This window comes from Streptomyces changchenzhani (assembly GCF_039766235.1).
Lineage (GTDB): Bacteria > Actinomycetota > Actinomycetes > Streptomycetales > Streptomycetaceae > Streptomyces.
In genome coordinates this window covers 517142-535869 of record NZ_JBDHNH010000003.1, presented here as the reverse complement: position 1 = coordinate 535869, position 18728 = coordinate 517142, and the positions used below count along the sequence as shown (strand labels likewise).

The following is an 18728-nucleotide window of genomic DNA, read 5'->3' as shown; positions in this document are numbered from 1 at the left end:
TCGTGTCCCTGGAATTCCCTCCCGACTGTGCCTGGCTGTTCGCCGCACTGACCGGTGAAGTGCCGCCGAACGGCGACGAGGACAAGATGTTCGCGCTGGCCGAGGTCCACAAGGACCTGCACGGCAAGCTGTCGAACGACCTCAAGCAACAGATCGCCGAAGCCCTCGGCTTCACCAGGGAGAGTTTCGAAGGGGACGCCGCCGAGATGTACCAGGCGGCCATGAAGAGCTTCATAGGCGAGGAGGGGCTCAACTACTTCGACGCGGTCGCCGACCAGGCCAACCTCCTGGGCCAGTACACCCGCAAGGGCGCCACCCAGCTCCAGTACACCAAGTACATGATCATCGCCCAGCTGGTGGAACTGCTCTTCGAAGCAGCGATCGCGCTGGCAATGGCGTTCTTCTCTTTCGGGGCGTCCATCCAGGCGTACCTGGCGAGGTCGGCGATCGCCCGGTTCATGATCCGCACGTGGCTCGGGCGGATGATCCTGACGCTGCTCATGCACCAGATCATCAACGTGGGCATGGGCGTCGCCATGGACCTCCTCGTCCAGTGGTCGCAGCTCAACCAGGGAACCCGGGACGAGTACGACAGCTCGCTCACCAAGGCCGCGGCCCTGTCCGGAATGATCCAGGGGCTCCTGGCCGGCCCCTTCCAGTTCCTGGGCAACAAGTTCGGCAAGGGGCTCGCCAAGCTCTTCGGCAACGACGCGGGAAAGAACCTCGGCAAGAAGCTCGACGACGCCCTTCCGCCGCCTCCGGTGCACGGGCCCAAGGGGCCGACCGGGATCGGGCCCAAGCCGCCGAAGACCTTCGGCGACGACATCGCCAAGAACTTCAAGGACAACCTGCCGAACACCGCCGGGCCGGGCGGCAAGGCAGCCGGCGACAAATTCATCCGCGACGTCGGCGACAGCTTCAAGAAGCACCTGGGCGGCAACGAGGCGCGCGACGTCGGCCGCAACTGGGCGAAGACGCTGCTGGAGAACACCGGCAAGAAGGAGCTCCCGGACGCCCTGAGCAAGACCCTCAAGCCGCTGGGCGACGTGGCGAACGGTCCGCTGGGGAAGGCACTGGGCCGGGACACGGCCGACGCCCTCGGCAAGAACATCCTCCAGTCGATGGCGGGCGCGGGCGCGAACCAGCTCGGCAAGGGCGTGTTCGACGGCGCGCACGCGGCGGTCTCCGAGGGCATGTACAACCTGATCTTCAGCGAGGACCACACCTTCAAGACCTCCGGCCTGACCTTCGGCTCGGGCATGGTCGAAGGACGCCTCAGCCACGGGCTGGAGACCGGCGGCGACAAACTCGGCGGAAACCTGCGCAATCAGTTCCTGGAGGCCGGGCTGAAGCTGCCGGGCGGCGGACTGGAATCCTCGGGCGGCCCCACCGGGTCCGAGGGTGGGGGCGGTACGGGCGGCAATGCGGGCGCCAGCACGGGCGCGAACTCGGGCCCGAACACGGCGAGCGACGGCACAGGCAGCGGCTCCGACACCTCGTCGCTGTACTCCCTGGACGGCGACGACGACGGCTCGGACACCTCCTCGCTCCACTCCGACGACTCGGAGTCCGCAAACGGGTCGGAGTCCACCGACCCGCCTTCCACCTCCCCCACGTCGTACGACGACGAGGGCTTCGAACTGCTCGACACGTCCGGTCCCTCGCGCGACGAGGGCGGCCAGGTCGTCCCCGACGCCCAGGAGGAGGGCGGGCCGGACACGGCCCCGCCGCTCGTCGGCACGCCGTCGCCCATGGCGCAGGGAGCCACCGGGCCCGCGACGACTTCGGCGAACGCACCGTCCGCTTCGACCACCTCCAACACCCCGTCGAGTACGACGAGTTCGACCACATCCACAAGCTCGACCACCTCCACGACCTCGTCCTCGAATCCCGCCTCCTCCTCATCGAACCCGGCGTCCACGAACTCCGGCAACCCGGCCACGGGCCCGAACACCACCTCGTCGGCCACGGCCTCCACCGAGGGCGACGGCAACGAGTCGACCCAGGGCAACAACCAGACTCAGGTCGGTGATTCGAACTCGCCCGCCCCCGTCCAGACCCTCTCCACCGAGAGCAACACCACCCAGGAGCAGGGCGGCGAGCAGCAGACCGAGCCGACACCGGTCAAGGAGGCCCAGGAGCAGGGGCACAACCCCTCGCCGGAGCAGCCGTCTCCTCCTCAGACGCTCTCGCAGAACCCGACCGAGCCCGCCCTCTCCCCCGCCGAATCCCGCCTCGCCCCCTCCGACGACTCCAGCGACTCCAGCGACTCGGAATCCACCTCACACACCCCCGCCTGGACCAGCAGCCAGTCCCCGCCGACCGTGCCCCCGCTGCACACCGTCATCACCATGGACGCCACGCAGAACGACGGCGCCCCCGGCCCCAGCAACTCCACCCCGCCACCCCCTTCGCCCCCGCCTCCGCCGCCCTTCCAACCCTCCACCGAGGTAAGGAAGTTCGGATCCCAGAGCGGCGAAGGCGTCAGCGGCGTCCACCTCGCGCCGATCCCCGACCAGGTCGCCACGAACCTCCAGCAGCAGGTGCTGGCCGAGCTGGAGACGATCGCGGGTCCCCTCACCGGCACCCGGCGCACCGACGCGCTCGCGCAGCTCGCCTCCCTGCTGTCCCCGCAGGCACTCCAGGACAACCGCCTGATGCTGCTCAGCAAGGACGGTCACCGGATCACCGTGGACGTCGGGAGCCGGCCGCGCTCCCTCGACGTACAACTCCAGCTGGATTCGCCCAGGCCGTCCGCACAGTTCGGTGCGGGCGACCGCCGGCCGCCGCACAACAACGAGCAGCGTCAGGCCGCTGCTTTCGACAGCACGTCGACGGCCTCCACCACGGCCGTCCGTACCGTCTCCCTCACCTTGCTCTCGAACACCTTCAGCATGCTCAGCGGCTTCCTGACCGGTATTCCCGCGTCGCTGAACTTCAACGTCTCCCGCCAGCAGACGAGCCTGACGACGACCGTGAGCACCGCCGTCAACTCCACCAGTCTGATGCGCAGTACGGAGCCGGCCAGCCCCTTCGACTTCGCCGCCCTGGGCCGGGTGCGGGCGTCCTCGGAGACCCCGTTCAACGAGATCCCGGAGAACCGGGCAAGCAGCACGGACGTGTCCGAGCTCGGCACGGTGACCGCGTGGTTCCCCGAGCATCTGGCCACGCCCGGCTACGGCACGGAGAACGGCAACGTCTTCGACCACACGGATCCCACGGCCTTCAGCACGCATCTCGACGAATCGCCGCTATGGGTCATGGACTCGATGTCCGACCCCGGCAGTCTGCTGCGCGAAGTGCGAGCCCAGTTCGCGGGCAGGCTCGACGCACTCGCACCCGAATCGCGATCCGTCGCGGAGAAGTTCTTCGGCCCGGAGCACCTGCTCGGAGCCCTCCCGCTGCAACGGGCGACGGACAACCCCGGCGGTCGTACGGGCACCTGGTCGCCGGTCCTGCTGGACAAGAGCGGCAACACGGTCGGCATGTTCAAGGTCACCGCGCAGGTGACCGGCCGCGAGGGCCAGGACGTCAAGGTCGGCCCGAACTACAGCCTGGAACGCTTCCTGGACCGCCAGTTGAAGGCCGACTCGCTGGCGAAGGTGTCCAATTCGTACGGCATCGAGGGCGGAATCGGCGGGGCCTTCAACAAGAAGCCGGCCGAGGCCGCCAACTCGTTCCGGGACTTCCACCTGGGCGGCTCCGCGGTGGCCAAGGGCGGTTATACCAGCCAGAAGGACCAGGGGTTCGGCGCGGGCGCCACGCACAGCGTGACGCACAACATCCGCACCAACGGCGGACACGTACTGACCCCGGCGAACGTGGCCTACAGCGTGGAGTTCATCCGGTCGGACGGAGCATCGGACGCACCGCGGACCATGCCCGCCACACCGGTACGCATCAGGGCCCTCACCCCGGAGACCGCGCGGGGCAGCGGGCCCGCGGCCCCCGGACAGAAGCAGGCGCCCACAGAGGTGGCGCGGCTGGACGCCATCGGCCTGACCACCACTCCGCTGCGGGTGCACGGCGAGGGCGTCACCAACGTGTTCGACCAGGCACGCACTTGGCTCGACGAGAAGGGCTACCTGCCGAAGCCGGGCGAGCAGGGCAGTCCGCTCATGGACGAACGCCTGGTCAAGGCACGACTGGAGAACCTGCGCAAGCTCTCCCTCCTCGGCTCCCAGAACGGCCTCCTGGGCACCATGGACGAGCTCGTCGACGGCGGCCTCACCCTGCACTTCACCCAGCCCGTGACGGGCGGTGGCGTGGAGCGCGTCCGGCTGCGCTTCACTCTGGACCGCAATCCCCAGGACGGCACTCCCCCGAGCCACCGCACCACCCTGACCAACATCCACCTTCCCAGCATCAGCAGCATGTCCGTGCCCGGCACGAGCCAGCAGTCGTCCGGCGCCTCCTCCACCTTCCAGCTCAGCGGCGAGGCCACCGGTCTGGCAGCCGGTCACCTCCGGGGCAGTGTCACCGCGGACTACAAGGGCACCTGGCAGTCGACCGAGGCCTCGACGGTCGGCGCGGCGGTCTCGCACTCCCAGATGATTCTGACGGGCAATCAGACGACGGAGGTCTTCCGGGTCCCGGCCGTGTTCGCGGTCGAGATCACCGACGGGACCGGGCCTCTCGACACCGGCCCCCTCACCTCGGGCGACGAGGCGGTCTTCGTCGACCTGGCCGTACCCGAGAAGCGCACCGAGCAGACCTCGCAGGCGTACGTGGACGCACAACTCCAGCCGTCCGGCACCCCGTTGTCCCCGGCACTGGAGACTTTCCTGCTGCCCGACAGTTCGCTCGTCGACGTCGTACGGGGCAGCAAGGAGCTGTACCAAGCCGTCGACGCGATCCTCTCGGACCTCTCGACGCCGCCTGCGGGGCAGGAGTCCGTACCGACCGGCCGGCCGTCCGCCCAGCCGGCCATGCCCGGCGCGTACCCGGGCACGCACGCGAACGACAACGCGAACACGGACGAGAACCCGAACGACATCGAGTTGCAGAGTCTGGGCAACACCGGTGCGACCGTCCAGGGCCCGACACTGCCCACGACCACCGCCCCCCACCCGGTCGCCACCACCTCCACCACCGCTCCCCCTTCGGCGAGCTGGTGGGCGGCAGCGGCCGACACCGCCAGCTCCGTCGTCGGGTCCGTCCTGCACATGGGTACGGTGGTCCAGCAGTCCGTGACCGGTGGCGACCGCTCCGACCACGGCCTGCTGCTGCACGAGGCGCTGCACGCCCAACTGGCCCCGACAGCCCTGCTCTCACGGGCGCACCAGATGGTGAAGGGCCGGTTCGTCATCGACGACCTGTTCGTGCCGGGCGCCCTGGCGGGCACCGATCTGGTGGTCGAGGTGCGGGCGGTCCTCACCAATCCGCAGGATCTGGGCAGCGTGCGGCAGTACGGCGAGACGGACCTCGGCGCCACCGACAGCGCCTCCTACCAGGCCGGCAAGGCCAGCTCGCACGAGGCCGGCCCCGGTTTCACGATGAAGTACGGCCAGAGCCGCGCGGAGGCGGAGACCGCCGCGACCGCGCCGTCGTCCACCGACCCGTCCGCCCCCAAGGCGACGAAGCCCGTCACCGGCGGCGCGGGCGGCAAGGGCGTCTACGGGCGGGGAAGCGGCCGTTCGGCGACGACTTCCGCGTCGACGAGCATGACGCGGGTGCCCTCCGAGAGCGCCGAGCAGCGCCGGATCAGTGCGGACATCACGTACGAGGTGACGGTGCACCGGGGGCACCGGCGGGTCTCGCCGCTGAACACGAGCGCGGACTCCGTGACGCGTACGGTGCACGTGCCGGGCGGCATCACCTTCCTCGCCACGGACGACCAACTGCGGCGCGGCGGAACGATGTTGGGATACATCGCGGGCCGCGACACCGACACCACGCGCCCCGAGAACGTCACCCTGCCGTACCGCGTCGTACAGCACGGTGCGCTCGGACTCGCGGCGGTGCTGGAGGCTACGCCGCTGGCGGCACCGCTACCGGTGCCGGTGGACCCGGAAACGACAGCGACAGCGACAACCTCGCAGGAGTCCCCCGAGCAGGGGCCCGTCCAGGCCCCGCCCACCGTCAACGAGGACCCCCGGCGGCCCGATCTCCTCCATGAGCGGCTCACCGCCCTCGTCCAGGAGCACGCGCCCGGCAGCCTCACCCCCGGCCACCGCGACTACGTGCCGGGGCTGCGCCAGCGCATCGCCGACCACACCTCCCCCGCCGCTCTCGGCGCACTGCCGGGCCGGGGCGAGAACGGGCCGCTGGTCTTCTCCTTCCCGTACACGGGCGGCCTGGGCGGCCTGACCACGCGGACCGTCACGGTGCGGGTGCACGGCCGGCCCGCCTGGAACCCGACCGAGCTCTCGTACGTGCGTGGCCGCAGGTCCGCGACCGGTGCGGCGGTGGAGAACTACACCGCCCACTCCCCCGCGAACGTCACCGAGGGCAGGAGCAACACCACCCGCTGGGGCTTCACCGTGCCCGGCTCCCTCACCGTGCCGACGTCGGGCGAGACCTCCCGCAAGCTGACCCTCAGCCCTTCCGGGAGCGGCTCAACGACGACCACCGACAGCGTGAGTACGACCATGACCGCCGAGGACCGGCTGTGGCAACGCACCGAGGGCGGCAATGAGTTCACCCTCGGGTACGTCTTCACCGCCGACCTGCGCTTCGACGGCGACGACGCCGTGCACCCGTTGGCGGAGCCCGTCGACGGCCGGGTCACCCTGCGGTTCGCCGGGGACCGCGAGCAGCAGGCCCCCGCGCCCCTGCCGGAGCACGAGAGGCTGTCGTACGGGGTCGCCGCGCAGAACCCCCGACAGGGCACGGGCCCGCTCGCCACGGCGACACCGCTGCGGCCGACCGGCAACGAGGTCGCGTACTCGCTCAGCAATCAGCAACAACTCCTCGACACTGTCGTCGAGTTGGCTCCAAAGCTCTCTACCACGGGTCTCACCTCGGGCAGTTCGACCGACGGCGCGGCAGTCCGGCTGACCGAGCTGCTGCACGGCGGGAGCATCACCCTGGACCCGGTGCGCGTGGCGGCCGGAGCGGGCGGCGCCCTCACCGGGACCTCGAAGCACCCCCACGTCACCCTGTCCACCGAGGTGTTCCGCCCACGGCTGATCGACAACACCAAGGGTGTGACGGTCGACCGGGTGCGGGTGACGGGCTTCAGCACGACCTCCGGCTCCTCGACGTCCCGCAGCAGCGCCTTCACCCTCGGCGTGACCGGAACCCTGAGCGAGAAGGGCGGCCACAACTTCGGCGGATCGGCGCCCGTACTCTCGCAGCAGTCCACCCCCGGCGGTCAGGGCGGCGGAGTGTCGGCGCTGTCCCGGCACTGGGAGAAGACCGGCACCCCGGGCCTGCCGGCGGCCGACCAGGGACTGCGTACGTACGAGGTCGAGGTCGACACCGTCACCACCCTGACCGGCCCGACGGGCGAGGTGCGGTACGCGACGGGCACCGCCGTGCTGCGGCTGCCGGAACGCGATCTGCTGGGCCTCGGGGTACTTCCCGGGGCGAGCCGTGGCGACGGGGTGTGGGACCTGTCCGCCCCGGACGTCAGGAACCTCGATCCCGCCGATACGGCACACCTGATCACCGCCTCCGGTGATGTGCTGCCCCCTGGAGCCGTCCCGCAACTGTGGCTGGACCTGGGGACGAACCCCACCCCGGCCGCCCGCGTCGAGGCGCTCTACCGGGCGCATTCCATCGCCGTGGAGAGCGGGCTGACGGTGGAACTCGCGCTGCGCGACGCAGAAGGCACCCGCGTCTGGACCCTGCGCCCCGACGAGTCCGTGTTCCCCGACCGGAACGGCGCGAAGGTACACCTCGACGTCGCACGGGAGAAGTTGAGCCTCTTCGAGGCCGAGCACGGCAGGCGCGCCCCGGCTCCCGACCCGCAGGGAGCACTGCAGCACGCCACCGGTCTCCGTACCACCGCTGAGCACGACCTGCACCGGGCGCAGCAGGCGCACGACGGGCTCGGCGCCCTCGTGGCCGGCCTCGACCGGACCGAGACCGAGGCACGCGACGCCCTCGCGAGTGCCACCCGCTTGCTGGAGACCAACCAACGCAATCTGGCCGCGGCGCGTCCCGACCGGATCGAGTCGCTGACGCAGCGCGATTCCATGCTGCGCAAGGAGCTGACCTCGGCGGAGCGGGAGGTCAGGGCGTACGACGAGCTGCGCACTGCCGTACGGACCAGGGGCGAGGCACAGAGCAGCCTGGAGCGTGCGGTGTTGGCGGAGGACGCCGCCCAGCTGGATCTGCGGCGGCACGAGGTACGGCAGGACGTCGAGCGGGCGGAGGCCCATCACGTCGCGACCGCGGCGGACCTGCTCACCCTCGGCCACGCGATCGCCGTGGCGCACCGCGCCGATGGTGCCGAGGTGCCCGGTCTCCCGGTGCCGCCGGCCTCGGACCCGACCGCCCAGTCACTGGCCTCGCTCACCCCGCAGTGGCCCGCCCCGAGGGCCCCGGGCGACGGCGCCCTGCAGAGCGCGCCGGGGACGGCCGGTTCGCGCAGGGAGGCGGGCGGACGGGTGGCGAATCCCGTACTGCCGCACGAGGTGGCGCAGTTCCCCGGGACGACGACGGCCGCCGTGCACACCGAGCGGTTCGACCCGAAGCTGATCCAGTCGCGGCGTGCGGGGGGACGGCTCGACGGTTCGATGACGCTCATCCGCAATCATGTGCGGCAGCTGCGGCTGCCCGACGGGCGGACGGTCCGTCAGTTCTTCGTGACCCTGCCGTTCAAGCTCACCGACGGACTGACCTCGCAGGACCTGGCCGCGTTGCAGAACCGGCTGCAGTCCACTCTGGACACCCGTGTGAACACCGGTTACCGACTGCCGGACTCGGGCGACCAGTTGCACGTCACGGCCGAGTTCCTGGCGTCGGCCGCACACAGCGAGGCGGTGACGCTGTCCCGGTCGCCCGCCCCGCCGGGCCGCGCCGACCAGCTCACCTGGGACGTGGCCCACCGCGACGCCGAACTCACCCACGAGATCCTGCACTACCTGGGCCTCGCGGACGAGTACATCGACCCGAAGCCCGATCCCGACAAGGGCGAAACCGACGACACCCGGCACCTGTTCCGGCGCGACGCGGACGCGTCCGGTGTACGGGCGGACGGGCTGATGGTGCTCACGAACGAGGAGTCGCTGCGCACGCTGCCGAAGGACTACCTCCGTACGATCGAACAGGTCAGCCGGAACGCGGTGATCCCGGGGCACAACGTCGACCTGCGCCACTTCGTGGACGGGACCGTCCCCGCCACCCTCTCTCTCGGGGACGCCGGGGAACCCTCCCGTCTCGGGGCCGACGGCACTGTCAAGCAGCCCACCAGCAAGGCTCCGGACAACCAGCCCACGCTGATCAAGCAGCCGTACTACGCCTCGGGCGACCAGTTCGGCATCGCCGCGGCCCTGCTCAATGACAAGAACCTCGAAGTCCATCTGACGTACGGGGACGACGAGCAGAAGAGGATCGCCCTAGAAGTGCACTGAAAATGTTGGGTTCTGGACCCGTCCTGGGTGGGATGGGGCCAGAATCGTTTTCATGCAGGGGGACTGGGCCGGGGAGCCGGTCGGGGCGGATGTGTGGGAGACCTGCCGGGAGCTGATCCCGGCCGGGAGCGTGTTCGCGTTCTTGGCCGAGCACCGCGAGACGCTGTTCCCCAGGTCGATGTTCGCGGACATGTACCCCTCGGCCAACGGCCGGCCGAGTATGCCGCCGCAGGTGCTGTCCGCCGCAGTGGTACTGCAAAGCCTGTACGGGGTCTCGGACTTCGATGCCGTCCAGGAGTTGCGGTGCGACCTGCGGTGGAAGGCGGCCTGCGGTCTTGGACTGCACGACACCGCCTTCGACCCCTCCTTGCTGACCTATTTCCGTCGTCGCCTGCAACGCTCGGCGGATCCGAACCGGATCTTCACCAAGGTCAAGGAGGTCGTGGCCGCGACCGGTGTCCTCAAGGGCAAGCACCGCCGGGCGCTGGACTCCACCGTGCTGGACGACGCGGTGGCCACCCAGGACACCGTCACCCAGCTCGTCGCCGCGATCCGGCAAGTGATCCGCGAGGTCCCCGGCGCAGGCGAGGTCGTCTCGCGGTGGTGCACCGCCCACGACTACACCGACCCCGGCAAGCCCCGCATCGCATGGAACGACGAGGCCGCGCGGGCCGACCTCGTCGACGCCCTGGTCAGCGACGCCCTGAACCTGCTCGGCCGGCTCCCCGAGCAGGAACTCGGCGAGCGCGCGGCCCAAGCCCTCGCCCTGCTGGCCCTGATCGCCGGGCAGGACGTGGAACCCGTCGAGGGCTCCGACGGCCGGGACGGCCGCTGGCAGATCACCAAGGGAACCGCCCACGACCGCGTGGTCTCCACCGTCGACCCCACCTCCCGGCACATCCACAAGAACCGAAGCCGCCACCAGGAAGGCTTCCGCGCGCACGCCGCCTTCGAGCCCGAGGCCGGACTGTTCACCGAGGTCACCCTCACCGCCGGAAGCGGCGCCGACAACCACGAAGCCGCCGTCGCCGAGGACCTCCTCGCCGACGAGGACCAGGACCTGACGGTGCTGGGCGACGCCGCCTACGGCACCGGCGAGTTACGCGAGAACCTCCAGGCGGACAGCCACACCCTGGTCATCAAGCCCCCACCGCTGCGGCAGACCATCCCCGGCGGCTTCACCGGCGACGACTTCCAGGTCGACACCTCCGCCGGCACCGTCACCTGCCCGGCGGGCAACACCGTCACCCTCGGCCGCCCCCTCAAAGGCGGCAACCGCCAGGCCCAGTTCAAGAAACTCTGCCGCGACTGCCCCCTGCGCGAGCGCTGCACCACGTCCAAGACCGGACGCGTCTTCAGCGTCCACCCCCAATACGACACCCTCAAAGCCGCCCGACACCAGGCCGCCACCAGCAAGGAATGGCAGGACGAGTACCGCCGCTGGAGACCACCGGTCGAACGCGCCATCGCCTGGCTCGTCGCCCGCGGCAACCGCCGGGTCCCCTACCGAGGCGTCCTCAAGAACGACACCTGGCTCCACAACCGCGCCGCCGCCCTCAACCTCCGCCGACTCATCAACCTCGGACTCACCCGCACCAGCGGCACCTGGACACTCACCCCTGCCACCACATAGGCCAGCCGGGGATGTCCCATCCCGATCCAGCCGAGACCCAAGACAAGATTTTCAGTGCACTTCTAGGGGTCGCCGCGTTCTACAGGGCCTCCGGTATCCCGGTTGAGAACACCGACCCCACGCAGGAGGCGAGCGCCGAGAGCTCACGCCCCCAGGTGAAGCTGGTCGACACCCGCGAACCCACGACGCAGGGGGCCGCGCGCCCACTCGATGTGAGCGAAGGCACCGTGCGGATCGGCAAGACGTACAGCGACGAGCTCAGGGAGACTCTGCGGAAGGCATGGGGGGTCGATCAGGTCGGGCTGAACAAGGACCAGGAACCGGCCGTCCTCAAGTGGTTGCAGGGTCGGCTGAGGGAATCGGACTCCACGCTGACGGAGAGTTCGCCCGAGACCCGCGCGAAGCTCGCCGACTTTGCCCTGACGAAGGAGGACCGGGTCGCGGTGGTCTGGTCGCGGTTCAGCGGCAAGAAGGGCGAGGTGCACATCGAGCACGACACCAGTTACCTCGGCGTCGCCCAGATCATCGCAGGGCTCGGCACATTCAAGGCCGTCGTCATCGTGGGCGACTCCGGGCAGGTCAAGCCGACCGACGGCATTCCCTCGCCGGGCAAGCTCAAATTCCAGACCATGGCCGAATACTTCAACAACGGCAACCTTCCTGCCCCCGAAAAGCACGACACGGACGGCAACCTCCTCAATCCCGAAAACCGCGATGAGAAGTCCGCCAATAACGTCCCGCCGGAAAACTTCACGGCAAAGGTCATCGACCTCACCGAATTCTGGAACGACCAGAATGCCGCAGCGTGGGGCGGCAACACCCGCACCGGACAGTTCAAGCTCTTCGAATACCTCGACCGTCACTCCACGGCCCGCCACATCGGCTTCCGCAGCGGCAACCTCGAAGCCATGGCTCTCATGGGTTACCCCGTCCGCTATCTGGAGGAACCCGACAGCAGGGCCGGCGGACACCGTATGACCGCCTGGCACGCGGCCAGGAACGGAGAAAACGGCGCCCCGCAGACCACCACCGCCACCGGGGGCAAGGCCACGGGCTACGAACGCCTCATCGTCACCCACTCCCCGACCCGCTCGGGCCAGCACCAGAAATCGCTCCTCCAGGAAAATCCGACGGACAAGCAGACGCCGGAGCAGAAGCACGCCACCTGGCACGCCAACGTCGACGACAGGCTGGCCAAACACCTCACCACCCCGGATTCCAGCACGAGGAAATCTCGCCCCAAGGGATTCACCGACGAAGATCTCGCCAACATCGATGACTTCTTCAAGGAGGGTGACCCCGGCCACAGCATTCCGCGGGAACTCCGCGATACGGTGTGGAAACTGGGTGTGCGCATGGTGAGCACACAGGCTGAAACGAAGCTTCAGGAAGGCATCATAAAGAAGGCTGACGCAGGCCTCAAAAAGGCCCTGGAGAAAAACACCCCAAAGAGCGCCGTGCAGCATCGGAAGAACAAGGTGGACGCCGAATCGAAGAGGGATGCCGAGAACGACAAGGCTGACCAAATCCTGAAGGAGTTCTCTCTCCTGTTCAGCGAGGCAGGGGGATACGACCGTCATCTCGTACTGCGCGCCCTCAACGTCGAGGCCCAGACCTCCGCCCATCTGCTCACCGGGACCCCGCTCGTCCAGGGCCCCGAGTCCCGGCTCGCCCCGGACAACACCGTCGACCTGCCCACCAGCCAGGCCCCCGGAGGCCGGGGCAGGGGCCGCGGCAGGGGCCAGGGCAACAGGGGCGGCGGCGCCCGTGGCGGAGGCATCCAGACCACCAGCACCCACACCTCCAGCAGCACGCACACCACCCACCACAACGCACCCACCGCTCAGCACGGCAGCGGCTCCGGATCCCAGACGACAGCGCCGTCCCAGCCGGACCTGACAGCCGTGGTCCAGTTCCGCAACGAGTCCTTCGACGCGCTGGTCGAAGCGACCACCGAGGACGGCACGCTGCCTCCCGACAGGTACCTCGACAAGGTCCGGACCAGCGTCGACAAGGCCCGCCCGACCTCGTACGTGGTGAACGCGATCGTCGACCGGGACTCCTTCGCCCAAGAAGGCAGGATCCAGGACTTCGTCGCCTCGGTGCTGCACGGCCTGTCCCCCGAAATGCGACAGCGGACGGCCATCGTCATCGGGGTCAACGGACGGATCACCACCGAGACGGAGCTGACGGCCCTCCACAGCACGATCACCGCCACGGCGACCTCCGCCGACGACGCATTGAGGACCGTGGCCGAGGCCGAGGGCAATCTCCCGGTGCCGCTCGCCGTGGTCGCCGTGCCCATGCGCTGGAAGCAGTCCGAGTCCTTCCCCTACGGCCGGGCCCGCAACGCGACCATGACGAGTGCGGCCACCCGCCAGGCGCTGCACGGGCTCTTGGGGCAGGGCAGCTACCCGTACCTCTCGTTCATGGACTTCGACAACTACCCGCACACCGTTCCCACCGGCCCGCACGTCTTCGACCACTTCCAGAACCGGCTCGACTTCGACAGTGATCTGCTCCCGCCACTGCGCCCGCTGCTGATGTCGGGCGGCTACCGGATTCCCGGCGCCGACGATCCCCAGGGGCGCGCCCTGCTCGTAAATGAGACCCGCGACCGGTGGACGCAGCACGACGCAGGGCAGACTCAGCCGGGCAGGCGCCTCGGAACCCTTCCGACGGACCTGGACCGGATGGTCGGGGAGTTCGACCAGGAGATCAAACGTGACATGCGGGTACGGTCCCGGATGGCCGAGCTCGCTCCGTTCCTGCCGTACTCACCCGAGCCGAACCTCTTCGTGGACGGCCTCTCGACGTTGATCGAAGACAACGGGCCGACACCCCTCTCTGTCCGGTTCGGTGACGGGTTGGCCGAGTTCAACGGCCTGGCCGAAAGCCTCATGCGCCTCGCGGCCTGGGAGATCGCCCGGGACCACGGGCCGGCGACCGGCCCGTCGCTGAGCGTTGCCGCCGAGCACCTGCGCCCCGCGGTGCGCGGCACGGCCTTTGTGATCGACGTCGAGGAAGCCGCGACGCAGACGGATCTGTCCCGGCTCTTCTTCAGCATGTTGAAGTCCCGGCGCGGCCTGGCGCTGCTCCCGCCCCAGATCAACGAGTCGCAGGTCGAGCGGCACCTCCTGCGCATCCAGCAGAGTCACATCAACCCCGTCCCGTACTCGAAGCTCACCTCAAAAAGGGATTCACCGGCTGCGCCGAACCATCCCGTGACCCCCGAGGCGCTCGCCGAGTTGCGCGATTCCCGGACGACGCTGACGACCCCGCTGACAGAAGCTGACGTCAACGGGATCGTTTCGGCGCTCGGCCACCTCGCGCACTGGACCCTGAAGCCGGCGCTGTCGCTGCCGATTCCGGGCACGCCGGGTACGCCAAGCACGGTGGCCGGTCTCCGACCGGGGACGCTTCACATGTACACGTACGCGATGAACCTGCTGTACGGAACGGACGAGGGCGTCCTCCTGCGCAGCTTCGAGGAAATCGCGTCGACCTACCTCGACAACACCGCCCGCGAGCCCTTGACCACCTCTCCTGGCTCTTTCTTCGGCGCTCTCACGCACGCGTTGACTCCGGACGACACGCAGACGACGCAGACGCAGACGCAGACAACACAGGCTCAGGCAACGCAGACAGGGGCATGGCCCCACCCTCCGGCCCCCATTCACGCCGACGTACAGCGGATGCTCCTGGACATCCACCAAGCGCACACCACCACCGACGACGCCGGCACCGCCACCGCCAAGGCCCGCGCCCTGCTCGCGGACGCGGCGCGGCACGAGCTGACGGTCGAGGACCTGACCACACGGCTGTTCACCGGGCGTGTCCATCCCCTGGAGCACACCCTGGGCGACTACGTCCGCGGGAACGCCCAGCTCGATACCGGCCAGTCGACGGCCGTCACCTTCACCCTCGACGGTCGCGAGAGCTCCGAGAGCTTCCTGCTGAACCTGTACGCACACTCCCTCGACCGCGATCTGCGGGTCACAGGACCCGACGGCACTCCCCACCTCTTCGGTCCCGGCACCGGCCCCGAACCGCTCCGCATCCGCTGGCAGACGGGCGAAGGCTGGCGCGCAGAACCGCAGGGGGCCGGGACGCCGCAGGGCGGAGAGCCGGGCGGCCCCGGTCATGACCGGCCGGGCCCCGACGCCAGGAGCGGCGGGAGGGACAAAGGGAAGGGCGTGGACCGGAACCCGCGCACGTCGTCGGCTCCCACCACGAGCACCGAGCAGTCCGCATCCCGGCCCCCTCAGTCCTCCGCCCCGTCCGCGAAGGCTCCCCGCAGGCGCGCCGAGCTCATGGAAAACCCGGTAGGGGCAAGCGAGTTGCGCCCCTTCGCCCACACGAAGACCGCAGCCGTGCGCACCGAGCGCTTCGACCCCAAACTGCTCCAGCTCAACCCCCGGCCCGGACTCCTCGACGGTTCCGTGACCCTCGTCCGCCATCATGTGCGGCGCGAGCAGTTGCCCGACGGACGGACCGTGCGCCACTTCGTCGTCGCCCTCCCCTTCCGGCTCACCGACGGGCTCACCCCGACCGACCTCGCCGCGCACCGGGCCCATATGCAGGAGGTCCTCGACGCGCACGTCAACCGCGGCTACCGGCTCCCGGAGTCGGGCGACCAACTGCACGTCACCGCCGAGTTCGTGCACGCCCCGACGCACGGCGAGGCAGTCTTCCTCTCGGACTCCCCCGACCCGGTGCGCGCCGACCAACTGCACTGGAACCTCCAGCACGACGACGCCACCGTCGTCCACGAGCTGCTCCACTACCTCGGGCTCGCCGATGAGTACTCCGATGCCGCGCAGAGGGACCCGCACCTCTTCCGCCGCGACGATCTGGCCAGTGGGGTGCGCGAGGACGGCCTCATGGTCAGCACCCGGCGGGAGAGCCTGGAGAACCTGCCGCTCGACTACCTCGCCACCATCGAGAGGGTCAGCGACAACGCGGTCATCCCCCTGCACACCACCGCCGGCCCCACGACGGCGAATCCGGGGAACGCCGGTCTCCTGGCCCCCGACCACTTCCCCCAGCACCCCACCAGCCACGCCCCTGACACCGGGACCGTGGTGCTCAAGCAGCCGCACTACGCCTCGGGCGACCAGTTCGGCATCGCCACCGCCCTGCTCGCGGACAAGAACCTGGTAGTCCATGTGACCTACGAGACCGACAAGGACCTGAAGACCGCCCAGGGCATCGCCGCGTTCTACAAAGCCTCCGGCCTCACGGTCCAGGAAGTCGGCGCCCATGACCCGCAGGCCCGGGTGAAGATCCTCCCCGTCAACGACCCCGCGAACAACGACAAGAAGCAGCTCGGCGTGGGCGACGCCACCAAGCGGGTCGGCAAGCAGTACAGCGAAACCCTCAGGGAGACCGTACGGAAGGCCTGGCAGGTCGATGCCGACAACGGGCTGAAGAAGGCGGAGGAACCTGCCGTCCTCGACTGGCTGCGGGGCCGACTCAACGACCCGGCTTTCACGCTGGAGAAGACCCCGGAGAAGAAGGACCAGGTCGCCGTCGTCTGGTCGCGCTTCAGCGGCAAGAAGCTCGAAGTGCACATCGAGCACGACACCAGCTACCTCGGAGTCGCCCAGATCATCGCCGGGCTCGGCGAATTCAAAGCCGTCGTCATCGTCGGCGATTCCGGCCACGCAAAGGCAGAAGAGGGCAAGCCCTCCGCGGGCAAGCTCAAATTCCAGGCCATGGCCGAATACTTCAACAACGGCACGCTCCCCGATTCCACCGAATCCCTCCCCCCGGAAGGATTCCGGGCGAAGGTCATCGACCTCACCGAATTCTGGACCGACGAGAACGCCAAGGCCTGGGGAGGCAACACCCGTACCGGACAGTTCAAGCTCTTCGAGTACCTCGACCGCAATTCCGAGGCCCGGCACATCGGTTTCCGCAGCGGAAGCCTCGAAGCCATGGCCCTCATGGGCTACCCCGTCCGCTACCTGGAAGAGCCCAACAGCGAGATGGGCGGATACCGCATGACCGCCTGGCACACCACCAAGACGGTCGACGGCATCCCCCGGACGGACACCAGCGAGACCGACGGCATGGCCCCGGGATACGAACGCCTCATCGTCACGCAGTCCCCGACCCGCTCCGGCCAGCACCAGAAGTCCCTCCCGCTCGACCTGCGGACCGACGCGCAGAAGCACGCGAAATGGCACTTCGAGAACAAGTTCGCCAAGCACCTCGCCGCAGAGAAGTCCCGCCCCAAGGGATTCACCGACGAAGACCTCGCCGGCATCGACGCCTATTTCAGGACGGGCGACCCCGGCACCGGAATTCCCCCCGAGGTGAAGACGGAGGTGGAACGCCTCGCGGGTGAAGTGGAGAAGCACACCGGGGCGGACATCGTGAAGCTGGACAAGAGCGTGAAGGCCTACATCAGGGCCAACGGCCACCCCTCTGCCCAGCCTGCACCGGCAGCCGCCTCCGCCCCCGCCGACCCCGCCCCCGCCCCCGCCGAGGAACAGCTGACTCCCGCGGAGAAGAGGGAGAGGGAGAAGAAGAAGCGGCAGCAACAGCAGCGAGTCATCCAGTTCCTCAAGGACGAGAAGAAGCTGGCACAGGCCCAGGAGGGACTGCTCGCCGCGCAGGCCGAATTCGCCGCGCTGTTCGCCCCCGGATCGGCCCACGACCCCGTGTCCGTACTGCGCGCCCGCAATCTGTACGCCCAGCCGGTCGCCCACCTGCTGCTGCCCGGGGAGCCCGGTGCCACGGACACGACGACGGACACGACAGCGGACACGACGGCGCGTCCGGACGAACGGCAGCAGGCCGAGCAGCGGGTCCGGGATTCCGAGGAAGCGGTGCGGCAGATCCGCGCGGACCTGGAGAAGCGCCTGGCGGTGGAGTCCGAGGAGGCCGAACTCGTACGCTTGACCGCTGAGTTGAGCGCCGAACGGGCGAGGCAGGGGGCCCTGGCGAGCGCGGCCGTGCATGCGCACGCCCAGGTCGCCCACCAGCAGGCCGTCGACGCACTCGCCGACGCGGAGGCACAGGAACAGCGCACCCGCCAGGCAGCTCTGGCGGGGCAGGGCTCGTCCCAGCGGAGCCCCGAGGCCGTTCACCGTACGGCCGAAGAGCGACTGCGCCAGGCCCGGCTCGACCTGGTCCAGGCCGAGGAAGCCGTCCTCGCGCTCGAAATCCAGGCCGAGCCCGAGTTCGGCGGTGCCCGATGACCTCCGTCACCGGCACTGCCGAGGCCGAACTCGCCGCTGCCCTGCGCGCGCACGCGGTGACCGCCATCCGATGCGCGCACGTCGAGAGGGAACAGGCCGCACGACAGGGGCAGCTGGAGAGCCTTCCCACCGCACAGGAGCTCACTGCCCAGCTGGAATTTATGGAACGTCAGCTACAGGTGGATCGTGCCGGACTGGCGGCCCTCAATGCCGCCCCCGCCGCCCCCCGATCCTCCGCCCTTTCCGACCTCGCCCTGAACATCCTCACTGGCGGGTCCACTGGCGGATCCACCACAAGCCCCACCCGTACCATCAGCCCCAGGGGTTCCGCATGAACTTTTGGCAGCAATGGTTAACATCACCCCT

General features: G+C 69.3%; 4 protein-coding genes. All 4 read left to right on the top strand.

The features are described 5' to 3' along the window. The first annotated feature begins 2 nt into the window (after positions 1-2). From ABCR94_RS13635 to ABCR94_RS13620, 4 genes are read left to right on the top strand one after another with little or no spacing between them, the layout of a single operon-like run. A complete protein-coding gene (locus ABCR94_RS13635) occupies positions 3-9521 on the top strand; it encodes a WXG100-like domain-containing protein (RefSeq protein ID WP_347119511.1) in 9519 nt (3172 codons plus the stop codon). 52 nt (positions 9522-9573) lie between these two features. Then, the gene (locus tag ABCR94_RS13630) at positions 9574-11154 is read left to right on the top strand and encodes an IS1182 family transposase (protein WP_347119510.1); all 1581 of its coding nucleotides are present in this window, start codon (positions 9574-9576) and stop codon (positions 11152-11154) included. A gap of 11 nt (positions 11155-11165) precedes the next feature. Beyond that, positions 11166-18362 (top strand): hypothetical protein, encoded by a 7197-nt coding sequence (locus ABCR94_RS13625; protein WP_347119509.1) that lies wholly within the window; start codon positions 11166-11168, stop codon positions 18360-18362. Beyond that, positions 18359-18697: a hypothetical protein gene (locus ABCR94_RS13620; RefSeq protein WP_347119508.1), complete on the top strand. Its 339-nt coding sequence runs from the start codon at positions 18359-18361 to the stop codon at positions 18695-18697. The genes ABCR94_RS13625 and ABCR94_RS13620 overlap by 4 nt, the downstream gene beginning before the upstream one ends. The last annotated feature ends 31 nt before the right edge of the window (positions 18698-18728 follow it).